21 protein-coding genes, 2 pseudogenes and 1 other annotated feature are annotated in these 25,610 nt (G+C 62.2%); of the genes and pseudogenes, 15 read left to right on the top strand and 8 right to left on the bottom strand.

Translation table 11 applies throughout. The features are described from left to right. The first annotated feature begins 97 nt into the window (after nucleotides 1-97). Nucleotides 98-802 carry an SDR family oxidoreductase gene (locus AK36_RS03220; RefSeq protein WP_014725324.1) on the top strand — a complete coding sequence of 235 codons (705 nt, stop codon included), beginning with the start codon at nucleotides 98-100 and terminating at the stop codon, nucleotides 800-802. Between the two features lie 58 nt (nucleotides 803-860). On the opposite strand, the gene AK36_RS03225 is transcribed toward AK36_RS03220, so the two are convergent. Continuing rightward, nucleotides 861-2,000, bottom strand: coding sequence for a patatin-like phospholipase family protein (locus AK36_RS03225; RefSeq protein WP_011882551.1), 1,140 nt, complete (start codon nucleotides 1,998-2,000; stop codon nucleotides 861-863). 633 nt (nucleotides 2,001-2,633) lie between these two features. On the opposite strand from AK36_RS03225, the gene AK36_RS03230 reads away from it, so the two are divergent. Both AK36_RS03230 and AK36_RS03235 read left to right on the top strand, forming a co-directional pair. Beyond that, on the top strand, nucleotides 2,634-4,388 hold the full coding sequence (locus tag AK36_RS03230; RefSeq protein ID WP_011882550.1) for an ABC transporter permease: 1,755 nt from the start codon (nucleotides 2,634-2,636) through the stop codon (nucleotides 4,386-4,388). Nucleotides 4,389-4,399: 11 nt separating this feature from the next. Beyond that, nucleotides 4,400-5,746, top strand: a complete 1,347-nt coding sequence (locus AK36_RS03235) for an ABC transporter ATP-binding protein (RefSeq protein WP_045577844.1) — start codon at nucleotides 4,400-4,402, stop codon at nucleotides 5,744-5,746. Nucleotides 5,747-5,776: 30 nt separating this feature from the next. On the opposite strand, the gene AK36_RS03240 is transcribed toward AK36_RS03235, so the two are convergent. Further along, nucleotides 5,777-6,655 carry a MurR/RpiR family transcriptional regulator gene (locus AK36_RS03240; protein ID WP_011882548.1) on the bottom strand — a complete coding sequence of 293 codons (879 nt, stop codon included), beginning with the start codon at nucleotides 6,653-6,655 and terminating at the stop codon, nucleotides 5,777-5,779. 366 nt (nucleotides 6,656-7,021) lie between these two features. Here AK36_RS03240 and ggt point away from each other — a divergent pair, with 366 nt between their 5' ends. Both ggt and AK36_RS34165 read left to right on the top strand, forming a co-directional pair. Further along, on the top strand, nucleotides 7,022-8,773 hold the full coding sequence (gene ggt, locus AK36_RS03245) for a gamma-glutamyltransferase (RefSeq protein ID WP_045577845.1): 1,752 nt from the start codon (nucleotides 7,022-7,024) through the stop codon (nucleotides 8,771-8,773). Next, a pseudogene (locus AK36_RS34165) lies at nucleotides 8,767-8,955 on the top strand (dicarboxylate/amino acid:cation symporter); the annotation flags it as partial. The gene ggt and the pseudogene AK36_RS34165, both read left to right, overlap by 7 nt. 213 nt (nucleotides 8,956-9,168) lie before the next feature. Here AK36_RS34165 and AK36_RS03250 read toward each other — a convergent pair. Continuing rightward, nucleotides 9,169-9,552, bottom strand: a complete 384-nt coding sequence (locus AK36_RS03250; protein WP_034195254.1) for a YXWGXW repeat-containing protein — start codon at nucleotides 9,550-9,552, stop codon at nucleotides 9,169-9,171. Between the two features lie 612 nt (nucleotides 9,553-10,164). Here AK36_RS03250 and AK36_RS03255 point away from each other — a divergent pair. Further along, entirely contained in the window at nucleotides 10,165-11,253 is a 1,089-nt protein-coding gene (locus AK36_RS03255) for a porin (protein ID WP_011882545.1), read from the top strand. 198 nt (nucleotides 11,254-11,451) lie between these two features. Here AK36_RS03255 and AK36_RS03260 read toward each other — a convergent pair whose 3' ends face one another. Beyond that, a complete protein-coding gene (locus AK36_RS03260) occupies nucleotides 11,452-11,850 on the bottom strand; it encodes a GreA/GreB family elongation factor (RefSeq protein WP_011882544.1) in 399 nt (132 codons plus the stop codon). A 510-nt stretch (nucleotides 11,851-12,360) separates the two neighbouring features. Between AK36_RS03260 and AK36_RS03265 the strand changes: the two genes are divergently transcribed. Continuing rightward, complete coding sequence (locus AK36_RS03265) at nucleotides 12,361-12,690, top strand: DUF4148 domain-containing protein (protein ID WP_011882542.1); 330 nt, start codon at nucleotides 12,361-12,363, stop codon at nucleotides 12,688-12,690. Between the two features lie 151 nt (nucleotides 12,691-12,841). On the opposite strand, the gene AK36_RS03270 is transcribed toward AK36_RS03265, so the two are convergent. Next, nucleotides 12,842-13,303 carry a CBS domain-containing protein gene (locus AK36_RS03270; protein WP_014725314.1) on the bottom strand — a complete coding sequence of 154 codons (462 nt, stop codon included), beginning with the start codon at nucleotides 13,301-13,303 and terminating at the stop codon, nucleotides 12,842-12,844. A 176-nt stretch (nucleotides 13,304-13,479) separates the two neighbouring features. Here AK36_RS03270 and ribA point away from each other — a divergent pair, with 176 nt between their 5' ends. The 8 genes and pseudogenes from ribA to AK36_RS03305 all read left to right on the top strand — a co-directional run bounded on the left by ribA (nucleotide 13,480) and on the right by AK36_RS03305 (nucleotide 23,252). Further along, entirely contained in the window at nucleotides 13,480-14,130 is a 651-nt protein-coding gene (gene ribA, locus AK36_RS03275) for a GTP cyclohydrolase II (protein ID WP_045577846.1), read from the top strand. A gap of 368 nt (nucleotides 14,131-14,498) precedes the next feature. Continuing rightward, a protein-coding gene (locus AK36_RS03285; protein ID WP_106919311.1) for an IS3 family transposase occupies nucleotides 14,499-15,736 on the top strand; the annotation gives its coding sequence in 2 pieces (ribosomal slippage) (nucleotides 14,499-14,790 and nucleotides 14,790-15,736; 1,239 coding nt in all). Continuing rightward, nucleotides 14,780-14,896, top strand: a sequence feature (AL1L pseudoknot). (Overlaps the previous gene by 117 nt.) 130 nt (nucleotides 15,737-15,866) lie before the next feature. Beyond that, nucleotides 15,867-16,684 (top strand): IS5-like element IS402 family transposase gene (locus AK36_RS03290; protein ID WP_106919403.1). Its coding sequence is split into 2 segments (ribosomal slippage): nucleotides 15,867-16,215 and nucleotides 16,215-16,684, totalling 819 coding nucleotides; the frame shifts between segments, so codons are not numbered across the junction. 234 nt (nucleotides 16,685-16,918) lie between these two features. After that, a complete protein-coding gene (locus AK36_RS03295; protein WP_158348936.1) occupies nucleotides 16,919-19,726 on the top strand; it encodes a type VI secretion system Vgr family protein in 2,808 nt (935 codons plus the stop codon). 43 nt (nucleotides 19,727-19,769) lie between these two features. Beyond that, entirely contained in the window at nucleotides 19,770-21,266 is a 1,497-nt protein-coding gene (locus tag AK36_RS30610; protein ID WP_224383333.1) for an N-acetylmuramidase family protein, read from the top strand. Further along, nucleotides 21,250-21,933 (top strand): hypothetical protein, encoded by a 684-nt coding sequence (locus AK36_RS32555; protein WP_144410619.1) that lies wholly within the window; start codon nucleotides 21,250-21,252, stop codon nucleotides 21,931-21,933. The genes AK36_RS30610 and AK36_RS32555 overlap by 17 nt, the downstream gene beginning before the upstream one ends. 92 nt (nucleotides 21,934-22,025) lie before the next feature. After that, nucleotides 22,026-22,327, top strand: a pseudogene (locus tag AK36_RS30615) (type VI secretion system tip protein VgrG); the annotation flags it as partial. Nucleotides 22,328-22,382: 55 nt separating this feature from the next. Next, nucleotides 22,383-23,252, top strand: a complete 870-nt coding sequence (locus AK36_RS03305; RefSeq protein ID WP_045577851.1) for an ankyrin repeat domain-containing protein — start codon at nucleotides 22,383-22,385, stop codon at nucleotides 23,250-23,252. Nucleotides 23,253-23,471: 219 nt separating this feature from the next. On the opposite strand, the gene AK36_RS03310 is transcribed toward AK36_RS03305, so the two are convergent. The 3 genes from AK36_RS03310 to AK36_RS03320 all read right to left on the bottom strand — a co-directional run bounded on the left by AK36_RS03310 (nucleotide 23,472) and on the right by AK36_RS03320 (nucleotide 25,559). Continuing rightward, on the bottom strand, nucleotides 23,472-24,245 hold the full coding sequence (locus AK36_RS03310) for a hypothetical protein (protein WP_174479778.1): 774 nt from the start codon (nucleotides 24,243-24,245) through the stop codon (nucleotides 23,472-23,474). A 52-nt stretch (nucleotides 24,246-24,297) separates the two neighbouring features. Further along, nucleotides 24,298-24,906 carry an acyl-homoserine-lactone synthase gene (locus tag AK36_RS03315; protein WP_011882534.1) on the bottom strand — a complete coding sequence of 203 codons (609 nt, stop codon included), beginning with the start codon at nucleotides 24,904-24,906 and terminating at the stop codon, nucleotides 24,298-24,300. A gap of 209 nt (nucleotides 24,907-25,115) precedes the next feature. After that, nucleotides 25,116-25,559, bottom strand: coding sequence for a DUF4902 domain-containing protein (locus tag AK36_RS03320; protein WP_011882533.1), 444 nt, complete (start codon nucleotides 25,557-25,559; stop codon nucleotides 25,116-25,118). Nucleotides 25,560-25,610: the final 51 nt, after the last annotated feature.

Consider the following 25,610-nt stretch of genomic DNA (forward strand, 5'->3'; position numbering starts at 1 on the left):
AATGCAGAAATGATCGTTCGACAGGCCGATTATAGAGGCCTAGAGTGGCGCTTTTGCACACGTCGGTAGCGTTGCGCCGACCATTCTGGAGAACGGCATGACTGTAGAAAAAGTGGCGTTGATCACGGCGGCGGGCAAGGGCATGGGTGCGGCGATCGCGCGCGACCTCGCGAACCACGGCTATCGCGTCGCGCTGATGTCGCCGTCCGGCAGCGCGGTCGAGCTTGCGACGGAACTCGGCGGTTTCGGCATCGCGGGCTCCGTCACCGACGACGCGGACATCGAGCGCTTCGTGAGCGGCACGCTCGCGAAATACGGCCGCATCGACGCGGTCGTCAACAACACCGGGCATCCGCCGAAGGGCGATCTGCTCGCGATCGACGACGCCAAATGGCACGAAGGGCTCGACCTGATCGTGCTCAACGTCGTACGCGTGCTGCGTCGCGTCACGCCGGTGTTCCTGCAGCAGGGCGGCGGCGCCGTGGTCAACATCTCGAGCTTCGCGGCCGATGCGCCCGAGCAGCCGATGCCCGTGTCGTCGGCGCTGCGGGCGGCGCTCAGTGCGTTCACGCGGCTGTACGCGGAGCGTTACGCGAAGGACAACATTCGCGTCAATTCGGTGCTGCCCGGCTTCATCGACAGCTGGCCGGAGACGCCCGAGATCGTCGCGCGCATCCCGGTCGGCCGGTTCGGCAGGACCGACGAGATCGCGCAGACGGTGACGTTCCTGTTGTCCGAAGGCGCCGGCTACATCACCGGGCAGAACCTGCGCGTCGACGGCGGCATCGTGCGCGCGCTCTGAGCGGCCGCGCGAGCGCGCGCCGCGGGCGGCACCACGCGACGCCGCCGCGCGGCGCGCGTCAGTTGTGCCGTTCGCCGATCCGGTTTTCTTCCGGGCTCCACACGCTCAAGCCCTCGGTCGGATCCATCGGCCGTTCCCACGGCCGCGCGGCGATCGCCTGCATCGTCGCGTCGAAACCGGCCTGGCGGCGCGCGGCAATCCCGTCCGGCGTGAAATCGATGTCCTTCCACTGATCGTCGCCGTCGAGTCGCGGCGCCGCGAGCTTGATGACGCGCATCGTGGTCTGACAGCCCCATGCGGCGAGCGCCTGCACGTCCGCCGACGCGCGCTCCGGCTCCGGCACGCGCATCACCAGTTCGTTGATCACGTGACGCAGCCGGTGAATCTGCTGCTGCCGCGCGATGTTGCCGTCGGTGCGGCTCGCATACTGGATGTCCTTCTGCCGCTCCGACACCTGCCAGATGCTCTGCGGCTCGGGGCCGACCGGATTCCACATCTGCACCGAGAAGATGATCGAGCTGCGGCGCGGCGCATCGTCCAGCACGACCTCGACCGGCGTATTCGAATAGATGCCGCCGTCCCAGTACGGCGCGCCGTCGACGCGCACGGCCGGGAACGCGGGCGGCAGCGCGCCGGAGCTCATCACGTGGTCGAGGCCGAGCCGGCGCTCGCGGGAATCGAAATAGCGCATCGCGCCGGTGCACGCGTTGACCGCGCCGACGGTGACGCGCGGCCGGCCCGCATTCAGCAGCTCGACGTCGATCAGCGAAGCGAGCGTGTCGCGCAGCGGCTCGGCCACGTAGTACGACGCGTGCTCGACGCCGACGTGCGCGAGCGGCCCGAGCCACGCGGCAGGGTTCGGCCGAAAAAATCCGGGCAGCCCCGCGCCGATCACCGCGAACTCGGCGCCGATCTTGTTCCAGGTCGTCGGCAGGCCCGGCACGTTCACCGCGGGGCGTTCGGTCACGTGACGCCAGAACTGTGCGATCCGCTGCGCGCGCTGCGCCGGCGCGTTGCCGGCGATCAGCGCCGCGTTGATCGCGCCGATCGACGTGCCGATGACCCAGTCGGGCTGGATGCCCGACGCGTTCATCGCTTCGAACACGCCGAGCTGGTACGCACCCAGTGCGCCGCCGCCTTGCAGCACGAGCACGACCTGGCCGGGCAGTTTCGGGTGTGCGGGTTGACTCACCGTCATCGTTCGCCTCGCGGTCGGTGACGGCCGGCGGGCGCCGGCCGGATGGAAGCAGTGTAGGCGATGGCCGGCGGCGCCTGCGCTGCGCGGTGCGTTGCCCGATGCCGCGGCGTACGAAGGGGGCGAGCGCATTCGAGTGGCGGATGCGCGTTTCGCCGATGGCGCGAGGCGGCTTCGCATCGAAGTGCTTCCTGCTGCCGTCATCGGCATCGAAGCGGACCTGCGATCGCGATACGCCGAATGCATGCCGGCCGGCCACTTCGACGGGCGGATCGTGCGCGCACTGGCGAGCGCCACGTGGCTTCTGTCTGCGACGTTCAATGCGAAGCGAAAGCTGTCGCGCTGCGCCAACGTTTGCGACCGGTTCCGCGACCGGCAATGTGTTGCATGTCAATGTCCTGTAAGTGACACGTCACATTTGCGTCATGCCGGCCCGATAGCCTGCGACACCGAATCGTCACTCCGGAGCCCATGATGCCGAACCTCGCGGCAACGGAACCCCGCGCCGCGGCTCGCTGCCGCGCGTCCGCCGTTGGCGTCTGCCGACGGCCTGCCTGGGGCCACGCACGCTGACGCGGCCATCGGCTGCGCGCGCGGCCGCTCCCATCGATTTTCAATTTCACCCACACGCTACCGATGGATATCCGCTTCTTCGATCCGAATCGCACCGCCAATGCGTCCGCGTGGCGCGTGCTGCCCAACCGCTGGGACGCGGTCGCGTTTCCGCTGATCATCGGCATCCTCGCGATGGCGATCGTCGGCTTCCACGAAACGATGGCGCCGATCGCGACGCTGCAGACGCAGAAGATCTCGCTCGATCCGTCGAACCTGCCCGAATACGCGTTGCGCACCACGCTGCGGATGCTCGCCGCGATGGTCGCGTCGCTCGTGTTCACGCTCGGCTACGGCACGCTCGCCGCGAAGAGCCGCCGTGCGGGCATGGTGCTGATTCCGATCCTCGACATCCTGCAGTCGGTGCCGGTGCTCGGCTATATCTCGTTTACGGTCACGTTCTTTCTCGCGCTGTTTCCGGGCCGCGTGCTCGGCGCGGAGCTCGCCGCGATCTTCGCGATCTTCACGAGCCAGGCGTGGAACATGACGTTCAGCTTCTACCAGTCGCTGCGCACGGTGCCGCGCGATCTGAGCGAGGTGTCGCGCGGCTTCCACCTCACGCCGTGGCAGCGCTTCTGGAAGCTCGAAGCGCCGTTCTCGATGCCGGGCCTGATCTGGAACATGATGATGTCGATGTCGGGCGGCTGGTTCTTCGTCGTCGCGTCGGAGGCGATCACCGTCGGCAACCGCACGATCACGCTGCCGGGCATCGGCGCGTATCTCGCGCAGGCGATCGCCGACAAGAATCTCGCCGCGGTCGGCTGGGTGATCGTCGCGATGTCGGTCGTGATCCTCGCATACGACCAGTTGCTGTTCCGGCCGCTCGTTGCGTGGGCCGACAAGTTCCGGATGGAGAACACCGCGTCGGGCGACGCGCCGCAATCCTGGCTGCTCGACATGATGCGCCGCACGCACCTGATCCATCAGCTGCTGGTGCCGGCCGGCTGGCTGCTGTCGCAGGCGGCGCGCGTTCCGCTGCGCGCGCCGTCGGTGACGCTCGCGCGGTCGCGCGGCAAGTCGTCGCGCCGGTCGTCGCGCGTCGGCGACCTCGTGTGGGCCGCCGTCGTGATCGCGCTGACGCTGTATGTCGCGTGGCGCGTCGTCGGCTTTGTGGCGACCGGCGTCACGCTGGCCGAGGTTGGCCACGTGCTCGTGCTCGGGCTCATCACGCTGCTGCGCGTGCTGGTGTTGATCGCGATCGCATCGGTGGTGTGGGTGCCGCTCGGCGTGCTGATCGGGCTGCGTCCGAAGCTCGCCGAGAAGATCCAGCCGCTCGCGCAGTTCCTCGCCGCGTTCCCGGCCAACCTGCTGTTCCCGGTGTTCGTGATCGTGATCGTCCACTTCCACCTGAACGCGGACATCTGGCTGTCGCCGCTGATCGTGCTTGGCACGCAGTGGTACATCCTGTTCAACGTGATCGCGGGCGCGATGTCCTATCCGAACGACTACAAGGAAGCGACGAAGAACTTCCGCATCCGCGGCTGGCAGTGGTGGCGTCAGGCGATGCTGCCGGGCATCTTTCCGTACTACGTGACGGGCGCGATCACGGCCTCGGGCGGCGCGTGGAACGCGAGCATCGTGTCCGAATTCGTGCAGTGGGGCGACACGAAGGTCGTCGCGCACGGCCTCGGCTCCTATATCGCGCAGACCACCGCGGCCGGCGATTTCCCGAAGATCATCCTGGGGATCGCCGTGATGTCGCTGTTCGTTACGCTGTTCAACCGTCTGCTGTGGCGTCCGATGTACGCCTATGCGGAATCCCGGCTCCGTCTCGATTGAGAGTAAGCGCGATGCAAAACCCCACCGTAATCAACGCCCCCGTCCAGACGTCCCAGCCGCTTCAGCCGCCGCGGCTCGGCGCCGAAATCCTGCGCGTCGACCACGTGAGCCGCGGCTTCAACAAGACGCAGGGCGAATTGCTCGTGCTCGACGACGCGAACCTGTCGCTGCGCGAAGGCGAAATCGTCGGGCTGCTCGGCCGTTCGGGCTCGGGCAAGTCCACGTTGCTGCGGATCATCGCCGGGCTGATCGAACCGACCGGCGGCGAAGTGACCTATCTCGGCAAGCCGCTGACCGGCCCGGCCGAGGGCGTCGCGATGGTGTTCCAGACCTTCGCGCTGTTCCCGTGGCTGACCGTGCTGCAGAACGTCGAAGCCGGCCTCGAGGCGCTCGGCGTGGGCGCGCGCGAGCGCCGCGAGCGCGCGCTGGCCGCGATCGACCTGATCGGCCTGGACGGCTTCGAAAACGCGTACCCGCGCGAGCTGTCGGGCGGCATGCGTCAGCGCGTCGGCTTCGCGCGCGCGCTCGTCGTCGATCCGACCATCCTGCTGATGGACGAGCCGTTCTCCGCGCTCGACGTGCTGACGGCCGAGACGCTGCGTACCGACCTGCTGGACCTGTGGACGCAAGGCCGCATGCCGATCAAGTCGGTGCTGATCGTCACGCACAACATCGAGGAAGCGGTGTTCATGTGCGACCGGATTCTGGTGCTGTCGTCGAATCCGGGACGCGTGATCGCCGAAATCAAGGTGCCGTTCAAGCATCCGCGCAACCGGCTGGACCCGGCGTTCCGCAAGCTGGTCGACGACATCTACGCGAAGATGACCGCGCGCCAGACCGGCGAGGCGACCAAGAAGGGGCTCGAGCTCGGCAGCTGGCTGCCGCAGGTGTCGACCAACCTGATGGCCGGTCTGATCGAAACGCTGGCGATGGCGCCGTACCACGGCCGCGCCGACATGCCGGAGATCGCGCGCACGCTGCATCTGGAGGTCGACGATCTGTTCCCGATCGCCGAAGTGCTGCAGTACCTGGGCTTTGCCGACGTGCGCGAAGGCGACGTGTTCCTGACGCCGCCGGGCCGCGTGTTCGCCGAGTTCGGCACGCAGGAACGCAAACTGATGTTCGCCGATCATCTGCTCAAGCACGTGCCGCTCGCCGCGCGGATCAAGAAGGTGCTGAACGAACGGCCGGGCCATCGCGCGCCGCGCGTGCGCTTCGAGCAGGAGCTGGAGGATTTTCTGCCGGACGACACGGCCGAGGAAACGCTCGACGCGGTGATCGACTGGGGGCGTTACGGGGAAGTGTTTTCGTACAACGACAAGACGGAGGTGTTCAGCCTCGAGGACGTCGAGAGCTGACGCTTCATCGCCGCTGATGCGCCGCGCCGCTCACTCCGGCAGGTCCCACCGGTCGGCATCCTGCGCGCCGCCGCCCGTACCGAGCCGCTCGATCTTCTCCATGCGCTGCCGCGCGAGTTCCGGCAGCCGGTTCGTGACGCCGATCACGAGCGCCTCGGCGAGCGCGAGCGCGGGCACGTTGGTCTGCAACATCGCGAACGGCCGCCCGAGAATCCGCAGCACGATTTCGGCGAACGCGCTGATCGGCGAGCGCCATTCGTCGGTGATTAGCAGCACGCGCACGCCGAGCGCGTGCGCAGCCTGCGCGAACCGGACGCTGTCCTTCTGATAGCGGCGAAAGTCGAAGATCACGAGCACGTCGCCGGGCTCCATGTCGGCCAGCGACACCGACGCGACGTTCACGTTCGGCTCGACGTAGTGCACGTGCGGCCGCGCATACGCGAGCGTGAACGAGAACAGCGAGGCGAGCGGCGCCGTATAACGCCCGCCGCCGCAGAACACGCGCACCTCCGGCGCCGCGAGCAGCGCCACCGCGGCGTCGAACGCGGCCGCGTCGAGCCCGTCGATCGTCGTCGCGAGCGATTGCGACAGCCGCTCGAAGATGGCCGCATGACTGTCGCGCATGCCGGTTTTCGAATGAAACGCGTCCATGCGCGCGAGCGGCGAGTTCATCGCCGCGTCGATCTCGTCGTGCAGCGCTTGCTGAAACGACGAGTAATTCGGAAAGCCGATCCTGACGACGAAGCGAAACACGGTCGGGTCGCTCACTTCGGCTTGCTTCGCGAAGCTCGCGATCGGCCCGAGCCCGAGGCTCGGGTAGCGATCCAGCAGCGCATGCGCCACCTTCTGTTCCGACGGCGTGAAGCTGTCCATCTGCGATAGCAGCAACGCCCTGATGCTTGTCCCCATGGGCCCCCCGGCTGGCTCGTGGCTGAACGACGAACGGCAGAACTGCGTCTGCCGGCGAGCGTGCATGGTAGCCGATGGACGCCGCGCGAGGCGGGCGGCCAGACCGTTCCGTCGCAAGCATCCAGGCGACGCGCCGCTCCGCCGATCGTGTAACGAATCAAACATTCTCCGATCTCGCGCGCGGGTTTCGCGCAGAAAGCACGGTAAATCCCCTAGTTTTTGACGGAAAAATGCCGATGCTATGATCGCAGCCTTGCTGAAATGTATCGTTCATTACATTCGACCGGAGCCGGATCGGCCGGCCGCCCGGCGCATCGCGCATCGCGCATCCCGGCATCGCCGGTCAATCGTCTGGAGGATTCCGTCATGAGACGGCTCGTCGTACTCACCTTGTTGTCGGCCGTCGGCGCATGCGCGTTCGCGGCTTCGGAGCCCGCGGTGGAAGCCACCCACGGCATGGTCGTGTCGTCGCAGCATTTCGCGTCGCAGATCGGCGTCGACATCCTGAAGGCCGGCGGCAACGCGGTGGACGCGGCCGTGGCGGTCGGCTACGCGCAGGCGGTGACCAATCCGTGCTGCGGCAACATCGGCGGCGGCGGTTTCATGACCGTGCATCTGGCCGACGGCCGCGACCGCTTCATCAATTTCCGCGAGACGGCGCCGGCTGCGGCGTCGGCGAACATGTACCTCGACGCGAACGGCAACGTGATTCCGAACCAGAGCCTGTACGGCTATCGGGCGGTCGGCGTGCCGGGCACGGTCGCCGGCCTCGACCTCGCGCAGCGCAAGTACGGCAAGCTCACGCGCAGGCAGGTGATGGAGCCGGCGATCCGGCTCGCGCGCGACGGCTTCGTGCTGACGCGCGGCGATACCGACATCCTCGACACGACGATCGAGCGCTTCAGGACGGACCCGGAGGCCGCGCGCATCTTCCTGCGCGCGGACGGCACGCCGCTGCAACCGGGCGACCGCCTGGTGCAGAAGGACCTCGCGCGCACGCTCGAGCGCATCGCGGAGCAGGGCCCCGACGCGTTCTATCACGGCGAGATTCCGAAGCTCGTCGAAGCCGCGTCGAAGCGCGGCGGCGGCGTGATCACGGCGGCCGACTTCGCGTCGTATCGCGCGCAGGACATCGCGCCGCTGACCTGCACGTATCGCGGCTACGAGTTCGTGTCGGCGCCGCCGCCGAGTTCGGGCGGCGTGACGATGTGCGAGACGCTGAACGTGCTCGAAGGCTACGACCTGCGCAAGATGGGCTACCAGTCGGCGGCCGTCGTCCATTACATGACCGAGGCGATGCGCCATGCATACGAGGATCGCAACACGCTGCTGGGCGACCCGAACTTCATCGACAATCCGGTCGCGAAGCTGACCAGCAAGCAGTACGCGGCCGAGATCCGCAAGCAGATCAGCGACGACGCGGCGACGGCGTCGGTGGACGTGCAGCCCGGTATCGGCGTGCACGAGAAGCCGGAGACGACCCACTATTCGATCGTCGATCGCGACGGCAACGCGGTGTCGACGACGTACACCGTCAACGGCCGCTTCGGCGCGGTCGTGATCGCGCCGGGCACCGGCTTCTTCCTGAACGACGAGATGGACGACTTCACCGTCAAGGTCGGCGCGCAGAACCTGTTCGGGCTCGTGCAGGGCACGCGCAACTCGATCGCGCCGGGCAAGCGTCCGCTGTCGTCGATGGCGCCGACGATCGTGAAGAAGGACGGCAAGGTGTTCATGGTGGTCGGCTCGCCGGGCGGCTCCCGGATCATCACGATCACGCTGCAGACCGTGCTCAACGTGATCGACTACGGGATGACGCCGCAGGATGCGGTCGGCGCGCCGCGCATTCACCATCAGTGGCTGCCCGACGAGGTCTATTACGAAACCCGCGGCCTGTCGCCCGACACGCTGTCGATCCTGCGCAAGATGGGCTACAAGATGGTCGAGCAGACGCCGTGGGGCGCCGCCGAGCTGATCCTGCTGGGCCTGCCGGGCACCGAGGTGGCGAGCCGCCAGAGCTCGGGCAACGATGCGTCGGTGTCGGGCAACGTGCGCGTCGGCTATCTCTATGGCGTCAACGATCCCCGCCGTCCGGCCGGAGCCGCGATCGGGTATTGATTCTCCGGGTCGATACGTTTCTCGACATAGGGCGCTCGGCCACCACCGCGGTCGGAAGCTGGATCGCGAGTGAGGTGGTCGCGAAGGGGGAAGGGGAACCGATGACGGAGTCCGAGGCGCTTGTGCATGCCGCGCATTTCGACGCGGAACTCGAACGGCGCAACGGCGACGCCGGCTATGGAGGCGAGGTGCGCGGCGTCGGTTTGAGCGGGAGGTTTGCGTTGGCGGTGGGCGGTGGGCGGACGCCAGGTGCCAGGTGCCGCGAGCAGGGAGCAGGGAGCAGGGAGCAGGGAGCAGGGAGCAGGGAGCAGGGAGCAGGGAGCAGGGAGCAGGGAGCAGGGAGCAGCACCGCGCGGTATCGCTTTCGGCGTTGCGTCCGCCGACCGCGCCGACGCCTATCGCCAGCCGCCTTCGACGTAGACCCACCCCGGCCCCTGGCGTCTCCAATAGCCAGGCACCCAGCGATGTCCCGGGCGGCGCGCGACCCAGCGGCCCGACACCCAGATGTATTGGCCGCGCTGCCAGCGCCAATACCCGTCGGTCCAGACGTAGCCATGCGGCTGAGGCGGCGGCGGCCGGCGATCGTGTCGCGGCGTCGGCGGCGCGAAGCGCGGGCGATCGGCGTAAGGCCGGTCGCCGGGCCCGTGATCGGGGCCGGGCCGGGGCGGAGGGCGATAGCCCGGCGGCGCGGGTTGCGCCGATGCGCCAGGCAGCCAGCCGCCGATGCCGGCCACGGCCGCGGTCAGTCCGATGGTGCGCAGCCACGAGCGTCGATTCATTTGCGGGTCCTCTTTATATGCAACAGAAGTGGGCCTTACCTTAGCGCGCAGCTTCGGTCCTCGGGTTACGGTGGCCGTTAAGGCTGTTACCGCATGTCACCGCCTCCTGCGGACCGCGGCCCATGGCCGATGCGGGTTTCGTTTGAGGACTTCGCCATGCTGATTGCCCCGCTCGAGGCCGTCTCGGAGTGTTTACCGTTCGATGGTTGAGTGTTTAGCCCCCGCAACCCCAATATTTGAGATCCGAATGGGTAAAAATTACCGTTTTTGGGTGTATCCACGGATTCCGTTTGTTGTTTCTATGCAACCGTCAAGACGATGACACGAAAGAATGATGGGATGAAAGGCTCCAAAAAGAAGTCGTCAAGAGGTCAAAAAAATCCTTTAAAACAAATACTTATGAAGTGCCCCTGATTTGATTATTTCTAGTTCAGGAAAAGGTTATTTCTTTATTTGCGGATCGCTGTCCTAGGGTACACCCCTAAACTCACGGTTCCCAAACGGGCAACTCTCCGGGCGCAGCCAGCAGGACCGATGGCGTTTCCGGGCGGTTGCAGACCGTTTATGAACAAGGTCGCGAGACCTGCCTCTTTTTAGAAGGGAGCTCCACGAATGAACAAGACTCTGATCGTTGCAGCAGCTGCAGCATCGTTCGCTACCGTTGCTCACGCGCAAAGCAGCGTCACGCTGTACGGCGTGCTGGACGCTGGCATCACCTACCAAAGCAACGTTGCAAGCAAGTCGCTGTGGTCGATGGGCTCGGGCGTTGACCAAAGCCGCTTCGGCCTGCGTGGTTCGGAAGACCTCGGTGGCGGCCTGAAGGCAATCTTCACGTTGGAAAGCGGCTTCGGCATCGGTAACGGCAAGCTGTCGAACAACGGCGGCATGTTCAACCGTCAAGCGTTCGTCGGTCTGTCGAGCCAATACGGCACCGTCACGCTGGGCCGTCAGTACGACTCCGTCCAGGACTACCTGGCACCGCTGACCGCAACGGGCACCTGGGGTGGTACGTACTTCGCGCACCCGGGTAACGTTGACCGCCTGAGCACGAACGGCGACGTCGCACTGAACAACTCGGTGAAGTTCACGAGCGCTAACTACGCTGGCCTGCAATTCGGCGGCACGTACTCGTTCTCGAACAACCAAAACTTCGGCAACAACCGTGCTTACAGCGGCGGCCTGTCGTACCAGTTCCAAGGCCTGAAGCTGGGTGGCGCGTACTCGCAAGCAAACCTGGGTGACGGTACCAACGGCAACGGCGCGACGAACATCGCTTCGCAAGGCCGTGTCCGCACGTACGGTGCAGCTGCTGGCTACGCATTCGGCCCGGCACAAGTCGGCGCAGCTTGGACGCAATCGCGTGTGGACAACACCGCAGTTGCTGGCCAATCGGTCCGCGCAGACAACTACGAAGTCAACGCAAAGTACAACCTGACGCCGGCTCTGGGTCTGGGTGTTGCTTACACGTACACGAACGTTCGCCTGTCGAACACGGTTGATGGCCTGAACAGCGCCCACTTCCACCAAGTTGGCGTGCAAGCAGACTACTCGCTGTCGAAGCGCACGGATGTCTACGCACAGGCTGTGTATCAGCGTGGCAGCGGTCTGAACGCATCGATCTACAACGGCGACCTGACCACGCCGTCGAGCTCGTCGATGAACCAAACCGCAGCAACGGTTGGTCTGCGTCACCGCTTCTAAGCGTGACGGCTGGGTAACCAGCTTCGCAGCATCGAAAAAGGCGCCTTCGGGCGCCTTTTTTTTCGCGTACGAGATGGGTGTACCGGAAGCGATCACGACATTGCGAAGCGTCGGAGCAAAAAAGCGAGGCGGCGAGCCTCGCTTTTTGCGTTGGTGCGTCAGGATGTGCCGGCGGTCGGCACGGGCCTCAGCGCATCGTCAGCGCGTGTATTCGCCGTTGGCTTCCGGCTGGAACACGATCGCGGCGACCTTCATCAGTTTTTCAATACCGCTCGGCTGCATCACTTTCACCGACTGGCCACGTTGCGTACCGAGCAGCGCCATGCCGACCGGCGAGAACACGTTCAGGCGCCCGAGTTCGAGATTGGCGGCATCCGGATAAACGATTGTCCAGGTGGTTTGCTCCTGCGACGTTTCATCCAGCAGCGTGATCTGTGAATTCATCGTGACGACGTTCGCTTTGACGGCGTTTGGCTGCACGATGTCGGCACGCTCAAGCAGCGTGTCGAGCATCGTCTGGAAGCGCGGGTTGTGCTCGGCGTGCTTTTCGAGACGAGCCACGTCGAGTTCGGTCAACTGATAAAGGCGAGGTTTCATGGTGGATCTCCAAATGATCGGCATGGGGCAGGCGTGGCGTGCCTATGAGGATCGCCCGGAGCCTGTCTGAACTGGCTCCGGAAGGAGGCCGAGCTGTCAGATCAGACGCCGGGCGAGGGCGAGCGGCGTCTGGGCCGTGCGTCGAACGCTGGGTCGTGTCGGATGGCCGGCGCGCGCACGCACGCCGGCCGGGCCGGATGGCGAAACGAACAGCAGCGCGGGCGCGTACATGATGGCGGGAAATAGTCGGACGAAAAACCTTACGATTCTACAACACAACCTTTGAACTGATGGTTCTGCTGTCGGCAATTCGACAGCTATTGTTTCCGAAATGATCGAAGTGGCCGGGATCTCGATGCGCGTCGACCGCTGATTTTTTCCAGAAACGCAACGCTGTATGTTCAAACCAAGGGTTTCCCCTTGGTTCGGCGCGGCCTACACTTGATCCATCGCTTCGGACAAGTCCCACCGAAAGCGACGTCAAAACAGAACACATTTCGGAGGTCCATCATGAAGTCGATCATCTACGCAGCGATCGCTGCATCCGTTCTTGCCGCGCCGATTGCCTCGTTTGCACAGTCCGAGCAGGGCTTGACCCGTGCACAGGTTCGCGCCGAGCTCGTGCAACTCGAGCAGAACGGCTACAAGCCGCTCGCGAGCGACGCGCAATACCCGCAGAACATCGAGGCCGCCGAGCAACGGATCCAGCCGAACCAGCCGGTGCTCGCGCAGGCCGATACCAGCGGCTACGGCGCCGTCGCGACCGGCGCCGGCCAGTCGGGCCGTCGTAGCACGCATGAAGCGCCGAATCCGGTGAACTCCGTCTACTTCGGCAACTGAACGATTCCGGGTCTGCCCGAGCACAGCATGTGACCGACGAGGCGTGCGCGAGGCGCGCGTCCTTGTCAGCAGAGCAGAACCTCCGTCGCCGCATTCCGGCGGCTTTCCAGCCCAGACGCTCGTGCGTTTGGGCCTTTTTTGCTGAGGTTGGTCAGGCGGACGTGATCGCCGGTGTGCCGTGGATATAGTGTTCGAGCTGGCTGATCGTGAACTGCTGATCGGCGATCACACTCTTGACGAGGTCGCCGATCGAGATCAGCCCGATGAGCTTGCCGCCGTCGAGTACCGGCAGGTGGCGCATACGGTGTTCGGTCATCAGCGCCATACACTCGTCGCTGGATTGCGATGGTTCGACGTAGCGCACCTTGGACGTCATGATTTCGTCGACGCGGGTGGCCTTTGACGACCGGTCCTGCAATACGACCTTGCGCGCGTAGTCGCGCTCGGTGACGATTCCCGCGATTTCGTCGCCCTCCATCACCAGCAGCGCACCGATTCCTTTTTCGGCCATCAGCTTGACGGCGTCGTAGACGAAATCGGCTTTGGTGACGGTGTAGATGGTGCGGCCGGAATCCGGCTTGGCTTTGAGAATCTGCGCGACAGTCGTGCTCATATGCTTCTCCGTGTGCGTGACGATGCAGGGAAGGCAGGGCGTGATGCGCGACACCCGACGGGCTCAGTATAGCGGCGCCCGCTGCGGCAGTCGCGTGACGTTTCTAGATTAGCGGTAAACTCCGGTCACGCACTATCCACACAACTCCTACATTCCTGATCGTTTCCACTGAATTCATGATGTCTTCGCGTCCCCAATCGCCCGTGCCGGGCAATGGCCAGGCCGACGAGTGCGTCACGCTCGTCGCCACCGCGACGCTGCCCACGCGCTACGGTACGTTCACGTCGTATGCATTCCGCGTATCGGGCAGCGATGCCGAACATCTCGCGCTCGTGATGGGTGACGTCGGCGGCGCGCAGTCGGTACTGACGCGTCTGCATTCCGAGTGTCTGACCGGCGACGTGTTTGGCTCGTATCGCTGCGATTGCGGCGAGCAGCTCGATCTCGCGCTGCGCTACATCGCCGCGGAGGATCGTGGCGTGCTGCTGTATCTGCGGGGTCACGAAGGGCGCGGTATCGGCCTGAGCAACAAGATCCGCGCTTATGCGCTGCAGGAGCAGGGGCGCGATACCGTCGAGGCGAATCTCGACCTCGGCCTGCCCGACGATGCACGGGAATACGATTCGGCCGCGGCGATCCTGCGCATCCTGGGCGTGACGTCGGTGCGGTTGATGAGCAACAACCCGAAGAAGTTCGATACGCTCGTGAAGCACGGGATTCCTGTCTGCGAACGCGTGGCGCTCGCGGTGCCGATGCGCGAGGAAAACGAACGGTATATCCGGACCAAGCAGATCAAGTTCGGGCATTACTTCGAAGAGAACGAGTAACACAATCAAGGGGTCCTGCGAGCCCCTTGATTTTTAAGGCGGAAAGCGGCAGGATCCTTGTCGATAAAGGCTCGGAGCGAAAAATTGCGTTTCCGTTACGGCACATCGTCAGTTGATGAAACGTAAGGAAACTTGGCACTCTGGCGTCGCATTTCTATGGGCTGGTCGAGAAAGTTGCGCTGCTCGGCTGCCATCGAATAAGACTCGCGCGCGCTAGTTTTGCCTGAGATTCGACGCCCGCACCGTAAGCAAGCTGCCTTGATTCATTCACGTTCGGCCGTAGTCACGCCATCGCGTTCTCAACGCTCACCCTCATCTTGAACCGCCCCGAGTTTTGTGGAGGCTCCAACTCTTGAGAGAATGGAGCCATGAACAAGAAGCCAAGCAAGTTTTCCCCGGAAGTCCGAGAGCGCGCAGTGCGCCTCGTACGCGAGCAGCGTAGCGAGCACCCGTCGATGTGGGCGGCAGTCGAATCGATTGCGCCGATGATCGGCTGCACGCCGCAGACGTTGTTGGATTGGGTTAAGCGCGACGAGGTCGACCGTGGAGAGCGCGATGGCGTGAGTACGGCCGAGCGTGAACGCATCAAGGCCTTGGAGCGCGAGGTCAAGGAACTGCGCCGGACCAATGAGATTCTCAAACTGGCGAGCGCGTTTTTCGCCCAGGCGGAGCTCGACCGCCGTTTCAAGTCCTGAAGGCCTTCATTGATCAGCATCGCGACACCTTCGGGGTCGAGCCGATCTGCAAGGTCTTGCGGATTGCCCCGTCGGGCTACCGACGCCATGCAGCACAACTTCGCGATCCGTCGAAGCGCTGCGCCCGCGCGAAACGCGATGAGCTTTTGCAACCGGAGATCAAGCGTGTCTGGCAGGCCAACATGCAGGTCTACGGCGTGCCGAAGGTCTGGAAGCAGATGAACCGGGAAGGCATTGCAGTGGCACGCTGCACGGTCGGACGGTTGATGAAACTGCAGGGCTTGCGTGGCGCAGTTCGCGGTAAGCGTGTTCGCACGACGATTCCCGAGGTGACCGCGCCGCGCCCGCTGGACCGAGTCAACCGGCAGTTCAAGGCTGACCGACCGAATCAGCTCTGGGTGTCGGATTTTACGTATGTCTCGACATGGCAAGGCTGGCTGTACGTGGCATTCGTGATCGACGTGTTTGCCCGCCGTATTGTTGGCTGGCGCGTCAGCTCGTCGATGACCACGGACTTCGTTCTGGATGCACTTGAACAAGCGCTGTACGCCCGCCAACCGGGTGAGGACGGGACTTTGATTCATCATTCCGACAGAGGGTCTCAATACGTCAGCATCCGCTACAGCGAACGGCTGGCTGAGGCCGGCATCGAGCCGTCGGTCGGCAGCCGGGGCGACAGCTACGACAATGCGCTGGCCGAGACGATCAACGGCCTGTACAAGACGGAACTGATTCATCGGCGCGCCCCTTGGAAAACGAGGGAATCCGTCGAACTGGCAACGCTGGAATGGGTCGCCTGGTACAACCGTCATCGGCTGATGGAACCGCTCGGCTATATCCCGCCTGCTGAAGCTGAGGCAAACTACTACAGGCAACTCAGAAATGCCGCTGACGTGTCCGCATTAACTTAAACCAACCAGCCTCCACGATTCCCGGTGCGGTTCACCATTGTTAGAGACGGTTTCAAAAAGGCCCCGTGGGGCTGTTAACTTTCGCGGTGAGCTGTTAACCTCAGGCATCGGAACAACCGAGACTGAGGAGATGGCCAAGCCGATCATCGACGATGAATTGTGGACACTGATCGAGCCGTTACTGCCGCCACCCAAGCCGCGGCGCGAGAAGAACCCGGGCCGCCTGCCTGTTTCGAATCGCGCCGCGCTGACCGGCATCCTGTTCGTTCTCAAGACCGGACTACGCTGGCGCGACCTGCCGGCCGAGATGGGATGCGGCTCGGGCGTGACATGTTGGCGCCGGCTGCGCGATTGGCAAGCAGCCGGTGTCTGGGATCGCTTGCACGAGCTACTGCTCGCAAAGCTGCGCGCAGCGGACCAGATCGACTTCTCACGAGCCGCCGTCGATTCATCATCGATTCGCGCCGTTGGGGCAGGCCAAAAACTGGGCCAAACCCCACCGATCGCGCGCGACCCGGTTCCAAGCACCACATCGTCACCGACGCCAACGGTACGCCGCTCGCCGCGATCCTGACCGGCGCGAACTTCAACGACGTCACGCAATTGCTGCCGCTGATCGACGCGATTCCGCCGATCCGCGGATTGCGTGGCCACCCATTGCAGCGGCCGCGTGTGGTCTACGCGGATCGCGGTTACGACTCCGAGCGACATCGGCGCGCGTTGCGCGATCGCGGTATCGAGCCAGTGATCGCCAAGCGCCGTACCGAACATGGCAGCGGCCTTGGCAAATATCGCTGGGTCGTCGAACGCACGCATGCCTGGCTGCATCACTTCCGTCGTCTCCGTATTCGTTTCGAGCGCCGTGCAGACATTCACGGCGCGTTCCTCAAACTCGGTTGCTGTCTGATCTGCTGGAATACCCTTCGGCGGGCCGATCAGTTTTTATGAAACCGTCTCTTAGAAACCGGATCTGAGAGGCCGTTTCGTCCAATTTTGGATAGAATCGCGCGAGCGATTCTTCTTCGCATTGGCTGACCGTCGCCGGCGTTGCGTCTTTGGCGGTCGAACCTGAGAGACAAGGAACAAAAAATGGTTCTCCCACCCATCGGTCCCCCCGGATCGCAGGCAACCTCGCTATACGAGTCGATACATCGGGGCTTGATGCAGCACGAGCGGCTGCTCATGTTCCGTTCCCATTTGGGCGCGCAGACTCTCATCCCCGTGCGAGCGAAGGGGTGGTCTAGAGTCGGGCGAGGCTATCGATGGGTGGTCGATGTCGTATCGCTGCGGGACGATATCGACAATCTTGAGCTCGAGCACCAGCCAGTCACGCTATTTGTCCAGCAGACCTCAACACCTTTTGCAGAATCAGCTTATCGGCCGATCCATGGCTTCGTACATAAATTCCATACGCTCGGGCAAGACGGAAATCTGACCGTTTACCAAGTTGAATTCGAGTCTGCGCTGTTCTTTCTTGGCAAAGCGAGCAAGAACGACCAATGGTTCAACAAAAGCGCGCAGGACATCCTCTCTGAATTGCTGAGTGCTTACCCGCAACTTGCCGGGCGAGTTCGCTTCGCTCTGGCGGATGAGCCTAGCGTGCGGTCATATACCCGTCAGAGTGAATCTGATCTGAACTTCTTCCATCGGATTCTCGAGGACGAGGGATGGTACTTCTATTTCGAGCATGCAGCCGTCCAATATGAAGAAGATCCGCGTGCGTCTACACTCGTTGTCGTCGACCGACTTTCTGCCTTACCCGAAGCGAAGCCAATCGAATTTTGCAATGCTGCGATCGGTGGCGAGATAGATGGCTTTACGCAATGGGCAGTGACGCAGACGGCCCAAAGCCTTGCGTACGCGACGACGTCCTTCAATTACAAAAATCCTCAGCAGAATTACTCCGTGCGCAGCGATCTTGGCGACAGCGCGATCACGTACATGACGGAAGAGCGACGTCAGCAAGTGAAGCGCGAAATCCCGTATGCGCCGATGATCGTACGCGAAGCCCTCTCGTATGCCTATCCGACCTCGAACGATGGGCAGCGACGCGCCTCCAACCGCACTGAGGCTTGGACTTCTGCAGCTCGCCGATATATTGGCCTCGGGGGGGTGCGGTGGCTCGATGCTGGTTCCCGCTTCACCCTCGAACATCATACGCGGCACATGACGGTCGATCCGAACCTTCGAGAGTTCATGGTCGTCGAGGTTGAGTGGTTCATTGAAAACAATGTGCCGCTATCCAATCATGCCGCGACGTATCCACTGAGTTTACAGAGCACTTTGTCGGACTTGCGCCGGGAGCATGGTAGTCAGTTCGGCTCACGGGCCAATCCTGTCGACGGCCAGGCCGGTGTGTACCTAGTGAAAGTGGAATCGCAGCGCACCAACGTCGAGTATCGCAGTCCGTTCGAGCATAAGAAGCCGCTGATGCATGCCGAGCACGCGCTCGTAAGCGGTCCCGACAACGAAGAAGCATGGGCAGACGAGCGCAATCGCATCTTCGTGGTTTATCCGTGGGACCAGCGTAGCGGAACGGACGTCACGCAAACATCGCCTCCGCTGCTGGTGATGCAAGCCGATACTGGATACGGATACGGTGGCGTACATGTGCCACGCAAGAATGAGTGGGTCCTAGTCGACTATTTTCAAGGTGATTGCGATCGGCCATATGTACTGGGGCGTCTGCCGTCCGAGACAACGCCGCCCCAGTGGCATAGCAACGTCCTGCTGTCGGGTCTCATGTCGAGTGGCTTCGGCAGGAGCGGCGCATACAATGCTTTCGTGCACGACGATTCCACGAATCAGGGTGCTACGCGACTGACCACCTACACGGGTAAGGTTGGAAACAGCTACAGCCTGTATCATCAAGGGATCCTGATCGACCACGCAGGCAATAACAACGCGCGGGGCCGATACCTCGGTAAAGGAGCATTGCTGCATACCGATGATTATCTTGGTGTGCGGGCTAATCGCGGTGTATACATCGGAACGCATCCGAAGGCGCACAACGATGATCAGCTCGACGTCAATGAAGCACAGCGCCAATTGATCGGCGCCGAGAGCATTGTTGAGACACTGTCGAACGTCGGTGTCCAGCACCACGCAGACAGCCTCAAGGACAGCCACGATTCGCTCAAACTGTTCACTGATGCCACCCAGCAGTCTGAGGCGCCGGAAGCCGGGGGCGGGCGCACGGCTGGTGGCGGGACAGGCAGCGCGAATGCGTTCAAGAAGGCGATTTTGTTGCTCGCCAGTCCGTTCGGCGTCGGCACGTCTACGCAAGACTCGCTGCACATGACAGCCGATCGCCATATCAATTTGGTCAGCGGCCTGAACACGCACATCGGATCTGCTGGAGCATTCATCGTAAATGCCGCCAAGGCAATCGGGATGTTCTCGCAGACGGCGATTAGGTTATTTACCAAGGGGCCCGTGCAGATCCAGTCCCATGACGCGAATGTCGAGGTGATTGCCAAAGAAGTTCTCAAACTATTGGCGCAAGGCGATGTCGAGATCGCCGCGGGCGGGAAGCTGGTGCTCACGGCAGGTGGTGCTTCGATCACGCTTGAAGGCGGCAATATCCGCGGGCACGCTCCGGGGACCGTCGAGTTCAAGGGCGCGCAACATTCGTTCAGTGGGCCGGCCAGCATGCGCTATTCCATGCCGCCGCTTCCGGTGAGTACTTTGCCGCAGAACCTTACCCACGAATATACGCAGAGTTTCGACATATCATCGGTTGTCGCAAATCTCGGTGTCGGGGAAGCACTACACGCGCAAACTTATCGCATTTATCTACCTGACGGAACGCTTCAACAGCAGGGCGGGCTACTCGACGGTGAAACAGCGATCGTCCGCACGCCGACGTCAACAAAGGTGAAGTGCGAGATCGGTGGCGGCGACTGGCACGCGATTGAAGATGCTTACGATCATGATGAACTGGACGACGACGAGATAGAAGACTCGGACGGCGGGCAACAGGAATCTTAACTGATTCAACATTCGACCTTAGTGAAATCGATAAGGAGAAGTAGTGTCGAACGCAAAACCAGCAGACGCGCCTGCTCCGAAGGCCAAGCCTGAATCGGCGGCCTCCGTCAAAGTGACCGTGCTTTTCCGCGACGTGCTGCAAAAGCCCATCGAAGGTCTTGTCGTGCAGTTGAAAGCCGCCAAGAACACACCGCCGGCGACTCCATGGCAAACCGGCGTCGACCCTGCGACGGTTCACGATGCGGCTCCCGCGACGAACGACGCGGCGGGAGCGGCACACGCGCAAACACCATCGGATGGCAAAGCCCAACCGACATCTACACCGTCACCGCCAATTTCCGACAACAAGACGGAAGCGACCACCGACAAGGATGGGTTCGCAGTGACGATCACAAATGCGGCTCGCAACCAGCCGATCGATGTTTTTGTGAAAAACCGTCGAGGGGAATACGCATGGAAAGCTCAGATTGTACCCAAAAAAGATATTAGTGCTTTTACCATTGTCAGTCCCGAATATCATCTGGATGCCACCACTAAACTGACGCCGAAAGACGAATTTGAACAGAATCTCGATCTTCCTGTTGTTAAAGAAGGGGAGGTTATGACGATCGAGCGATTGATTAAGGAATTCGGTCGGTACATTGCATGGACGCAAAAGGTCACCGAGCAAGGCAAGGTGAGCAAGGACTTTCCCAAGAAAAATAAAGAAGTCACTATTGATCCAAAGTCTCACAAGAAAAAGACTAAGATTACGATTGAGCATCACTATAAAGTGGTGGATACCGGCAAGCCGCGTACCGTAGCATTCAGTGTTTTTGGTTCGAGGTTGAGTTACCCCAAATCAGAGTTCTTTTCTGATTCACAGTATCGGCGTATGGCAAGCGAGCTTAATGTAGAAGTCGCCGCCATTAAAGCGTTGGTTCAACAAGAATCTCAAGGACATCCGTTTTTGGAAAATGGACTCCCGCCTATACTTTATGAGCGAAGACACTTCTTCGACCTCTCCGTAAAGAAGCGCGACAAGGAGGCGGAGGAAAAAGAACGGGAGGCGGAAAAGAAGGCCGCGGACTCGAAGGGCGAGAAGGCGAATGGTGCGCCAAAAAAGAAAACGCATCCGCCCCAAAAAAAGGGACCTCCCGAAAATCCCTATCCAAAATTTCCTGACCTTTGCTTCCCGCACGGAGATCAATACGGTGGAGGCAATCTCAACCAATATGAGAAGTTGGTTCGCGCGGCAGCTCTAGATTTTGATGTCGCCATACAATCATGCTCTTGGGGTGGATTTCAGATTCTTGGGGAATATTATTCATCGTGTGGATGTGCGACGCCTGCTGAGTTTGCCGATAAGTTTATGTCTGGAACGGACGGGCAAATGGAGATATTTATTGCGTTTATGAAAAAAGAGAAGAGTGCTGGTGTTGATGGGTTGAAAAATCACAATTGGGAGCAGGTGGCAACGTCATATAATGGCGGAGGCTGGCGCACGAAGAACCCTGATTATGCTAACAATCTCAAAAAATTCTATGAACAATTCAAGTAAATTCATTGCGTTATTGTTTGTCACATCGTTGTCGGTGCCATTGTCTTTTGCTGGTGAAGCCATAATATTTGATCAGCCGGGTCTGGTTGGATTTCGCGATGGCAGCTCGGTCTCTGGATTCTATGATTCACGGAATGCGAAGTTTTCATGTAGCTTCTTGTTCGCGGAAGATGGGGGTAAATCGGATGCTAAAGATGTCGATGGCTACGCCGCCACGTCATTGCTGACTTTTATTATGGGTGAAAAATCGCCGAGCTTTTCAAGCAGAAACAAAGCGTTCGACATTAGGGCGACATTATATCGACGCGACGATGAATGGGTTATACAAACCGAGGCTGGTCAAGCTGGATGTGAAAATGCGACGGGAACTTTTACCTTTGGCCCTAAAGACTATCGGTCGGTCAGCTACCGAGTAACTCAGCAAGTGCCGGCGATCGGGATTCGGATCGCGAAGAGTAAAACACTTTTTTACGATAATCGTGATGGAAGGTTTTTTGCGAGAAAGTCCTATCTTGTCTATGGGGATGGGGTTGTTGTACTAAAGACGCAAGGTGATTTTTCATACATTCGTTATGTTGGTGCTGGGCCTAGGGGTGAGGGGCGCGTTACGTTTGGATGGGTGCGGACGGCGGATTTGGTTGATCCGTTTCCGAAAAGCACGGAATGAAGGCAACGCTGACGATGGTTACTTGTACGTCTCACCGGTCGTGGGCGAGCCGAGCGTTGTATCTCTTGGCCTCCACGATTCCCGGCGCCATTCACGCGCACAAGGATATGAACACGGTCAAAGGATTCGGAAACGCACACGGTCGAAGCCGGCGCGCACGGTGTCGTTGCTCAAGAGCAGCGAGACGAAGCAGATCGCGCACGGCGGCTTGACGGAAACCATCGCGCTGACGCGCGACACCACGGCGAACATCATTAACACGAAGGCGATCGCGAGCAAGACCGGGTCTGGTATGCAGAGCCATCAGGCGAGCGACGGGATCGAGCATCGTGTCGGCGATGGCGCCGTGGCGATGACGCCGAACACCATCAAGCTGACCTTCGGGCCGTCAACCAGCAGGTCACGACGGATCAGTTCGGCCTGGTTTCACAGGTGAATTCATCTCACTGATGCGATACAAGAAAGCGATAACCACCGGCGCGATTGCCGCACTCGTTGGAGTGACCTCACCGCTCTGGTGGTCCACTCAAGCCCAAGGGACCAACATGACTGGCTTCCAACGTTACGCACCGGAAGATTTCTTTTCGGGGCAGCAACTCACGTTGGCTCAGGCCATTCATGACGGCGATCTCGGCCGGGTTCAGCAACTCGCGCCGAAGACCGATCTGAATGCGCGCGGCGCGAAGAACACGACGCTGCTGTCGTACGCAGTGCAGGAAATCGTTCCGGTCAAGAACGATGCGTCTAATCCGCGGTACCAGATCATTTCGGTGCTCGTGAAGAGCGGTGCGGATCCGAAGGCCCCGGTTGGCAGCAGCGGTGGATCGGTGGTCGATGTCGCATTGCGGGCCGATACGCCCAACCTTCTGCGCGTGTTGTTGAACAGCGGACTCGATCCCAATTGGCTGTACAACGGCGACACGCCGATGATCTTCGCGGTTGCAGAGAACCGGCTGCTGCCCCAGCTGAAGCTGCTGGTCGAGCACAAGGCGAACGTGAATGCGCGCGACTCGCTCGGAAAGACCGCACTCTTCGAGGCGACGATGATTCAGCAGTGGGACGTCGTCGACTACCTGCTCGCGCACGGCGCCGATCCGAAGACTGCCAGCCAGCTCGGGGTGTCGTACGGGTGGGTGCTGCAGAACGAATTGAAGAACCATACGACCGCGGATTCGTCGGCGCGTACGCGTATCGAGGGGATTCGTCGCAAGATCGTCGCGGCCGGCGCGCCGTGGCCGCCGCTCGATCCGAAGGCGCAACGCGCAGCGATGCGCGCTCGCGGCGAGAAGGTCGTGACGCCGGCAGGCCAGACGGATTGAACGCACGCGGGACGGTTGAAGCGTCGCACGCCCGACTCTCATCGCTTTGCGAAGCTACAAAACCGCCACGCCGCCGGCAGCCGGACTGCATCCCTCATCCGTCCCCATCAAAATATCGCAGACAAGAAAAAGCCCGCTACTTGAGCGGGCTGAATCCATGCTTGGAGACATGGAGGAGACAGTTCGAACTTTAAGGGAAAACCCGAGGCCTGGCAAGCCCTAGTTGTAATTGTGCAACGCAACGTTCCCCGAGAATCCGCCGAACCGCTCCTGCGCGACCGGCACCGCGTACTTGTCGCGCATTTCCGTCTCGATCCAGGCGCAAGCTTCTCGCGCGCAATCGGTCAGTGCGTGCCGGGTCGCATGCCCATTGACGTCATAGACGAACCGTACGCCGACCTCGTCGTCGGCCACCTGCCGCTGCAACTGATTGAGGTGCAATTGCGGGCCGCGCTCCTGCGCCAGCGCATGCAACTCGTCGAAGTGATATTCGAGCCAGTCGGCGAAGAAGAGGGCGTCGCTGTGGCTGCTCAGGCGGAACGCCGCCGTGCGCGATGGCCGTTGCGCGGTATCCGTCACCTGCCCGTCGCCGCCCGGCGCGATCGCGGTGTCGATGGCGCGGTCGATCGGCGCGAGCGGCTCGCGAATCCGACGGTACGGTTCGCGCTCGCGCAACGCGTGCCATAGCAGTTCGTCGCCGGCGGCGCCGGACGGCTGCATCGTCAGGTCGTGCCGGCCGTCGCCTGCGGCACAGACGTCGCGAATCACGAGGCGCAGCGAGCAGAGCGGCTCGTCCGCAATCAGCAGCGTGGCGGGGCGCGGCAGCCCGCAGACGAGCGGCGCGACGCCGCTCGCGCGAAACACCAATCCGCGTCGATCGAGCCGCACGAGCGGCAGCGCGCGCGGGAACAACGGGTAGGCGAGCGTGATGCCGGCTCCGGCAGCGCCCGTCAATCCGGGCATCATTGCGCGAAAGACCTGAGACTGATCCACACTGATTCTCCTTTGTTACGATTCCGTCCGGCCGGACTACGCGCGTTCCGGCTCAGGCGGCGATGGCTTGCCGGGCAGCCCGTCCCGGCGTAATTCCAAGTGCCGCAAACGTTTGCGGGTCGATATCGATCCAACATGCGACCACCAGACGGCCATCCACCTGTTTCGGCGGTCCGGCGCGGTGCGCGTGCACGCCGATCCTGCGGAACAGCCGCTCCATGCTCGCGAACGTCACGCCGATCAGCTGCCGCGCGCCGAGCTGCGCAGCACATTCGACGACGGCTGCCAGCATCGGCCGCACGGCCCAGTCGGCATTGCCCGCGCCGCCTTCGTCGCCGGTGGCCGCGAACCGCGACAGCTCCCAGACGGCCGCCGATTGCGGCAGGGCGACGTCTTCGGCGATGAGATCGGCGAACAGCGACTCCAGCAGATACGGACGCGTGGTCGGCAACAGGCGCGCACAGCCGCACACGTCGCCGCCGGCGTCCCGCGCGAACACGTAGACCGTATCGTCACGGTCGAACTGATCGTGCTCGAAACGCTCGTTTGCAGACGGAAGTGCCCAGCCGAGTTGCTCGATGAACACACGGCGCCGATAGCGCCCCAGTTCCGCTGCAAGCTCGCTTGGCAGCCGCCCTTCCTCGTGAACGAAGGTCCGCATGGTGTCCTCGGATCGGTACTTTGGGATGCACGCATTACATCGCGCGGCCCGAGGAGGCTGTAACTGGTAACTCTTACAGGGTGGCGGCTTACCGGTATCATTCGACCGGTGGTAACGGTTTCTTGATCGGCGGGATTGAAATACGGGCGGCTTTTGCTTATAAAGAGCGCCAGTCTTGCGGAAAAGTCAGAGGAAAGCCGGGACGGTTGTCACTGGAGCGTGGGACCGGCATGATAGGCGTCGTTGCGACCCAGTACCGATGCAGCGACCGCGGCGGCCCAGTCGAGATCCGTGAGCCGGGTGGCGAGCGCGGCCGCGGTGCGGAACATGCCGAGATCGGCGCCCGTCGCGTCGACGGCCATGATGTTGCTGCGGACGTCGCCGTATGCGATCACGAAGGTGCTCGTCGCGCGGTCGAGATACCAGTCCCACCCGACCGTCAGGTATGCGACACCGACGCTCGCCGGGCGGTGCCATTCGGTATAGCCGGCCAGGCGCGCGTCGATGCCGCCTTCGCGCAATTCGTCGAGCAGCGAGGCATCGAGACCGCTCGCGACATGGTTGAGCGCGAGCGCGGCCAATGCGCTTGCGGACAGGCGCACGTAGCCGTCCGGAGACGGACTGCGGACCGGGTGCAACAAAGGTGAAGTCATGCGCGGAATGTATCAGCCCCCAACCGGTGCTGGCACCTGACAGGTATGACA

Source organism: Burkholderia vietnamiensis LMG 10929, assembly GCF_000959445.1.
GTDB lineage: Bacteria > Pseudomonadota > Gammaproteobacteria > Burkholderiales > Burkholderiaceae > Burkholderia > Burkholderia vietnamiensis.

Coding starts and splice junctions, on each gene's coding strand:
- AK36_RS03220 (WP_014725324.1), top strand. CDS start 98: ATGACTGTAGAAAAAGTGGCGTTGATCACGGCGGCGGGCAAGGGCATG.
- AK36_RS03225 (WP_011882551.1), bottom strand. CDS start 2,000: ATGACGGTGAGTCAACCCGCACACCCGAAACTGCCCGGCCAGGTCGTG.
- AK36_RS03230 (WP_011882550.1), top strand. CDS start 2,634: ATGGATATCCGCTTCTTCGATCCGAATCGCACCGCCAATGCGTCCGCG.
- AK36_RS03235 (WP_045577844.1), top strand. CDS start 4,400: ATGCAAAACCCCACCGTAATCAACGCCCCCGTCCAGACGTCCCAGCCG.
- AK36_RS03240 (WP_011882548.1), bottom strand. CDS start 6,655: ATGGGGACAAGCATCAGGGCGTTGCTGCTATCGCAGATGGACAGCTTC.
- ggt (WP_045577845.1), top strand. CDS start 7,022: ATGAGACGGCTCGTCGTACTCACCTTGTTGTCGGCCGTCGGCGCATGC.
- AK36_RS03250 (WP_034195254.1), bottom strand. CDS start 9,552: ATGAATCGACGCTCGTGGCTGCGCACCATCGGACTGACCGCGGCCGTG.
- AK36_RS03255 (WP_011882545.1), top strand. CDS start 10,165: ATGAACAAGACTCTGATCGTTGCAGCAGCTGCAGCATCGTTCGCTACC.
- AK36_RS03260 (WP_011882544.1), bottom strand. CDS start 11,850: ATGAAACCTCGCCTTTATCAGTTGACCGAACTCGACGTGGCTCGTCTC.
- AK36_RS03265 (WP_011882542.1), top strand. CDS start 12,361: ATGAAGTCGATCATCTACGCAGCGATCGCTGCATCCGTTCTTGCCGCG.
- AK36_RS03270 (WP_014725314.1), bottom strand. CDS start 13,303: ATGAGCACGACTGTCGCGCAGATTCTCAAAGCCAAGCCGGATTCCGGC.
- ribA (WP_045577846.1), top strand. CDS start 13,480: ATGATGTCTTCGCGTCCCCAATCGCCCGTGCCGGGCAATGGCCAGGCC.
- AK36_RS03295 (WP_158348936.1), top strand. CDS start 16,919: ATGTTCCGTTCCCATTTGGGCGCGCAGACTCTCATCCCCGTGCGAGCG.
- AK36_RS32555 (WP_144410619.1), top strand. CDS start 21,250: ATGAACAATTCAAGTAAATTCATTGCGTTATTGTTTGTCACATCGTTG.
- AK36_RS03305 (WP_045577851.1), top strand. CDS start 22,383: ATGCGATACAAGAAAGCGATAACCACCGGCGCGATTGCCGCACTCGTT.
- AK36_RS03315 (WP_011882534.1), bottom strand. CDS start 24,906: ATGCGGACCTTCGTTCACGAGGAAGGGCGGCTGCCAAGCGAGCTTGCA.
- AK36_RS03320 (WP_011882533.1), bottom strand. CDS start 25,559: ATGACTTCACCTTTGTTGCACCCGGTCCGCAGTCCGTCTCCGGACGGC.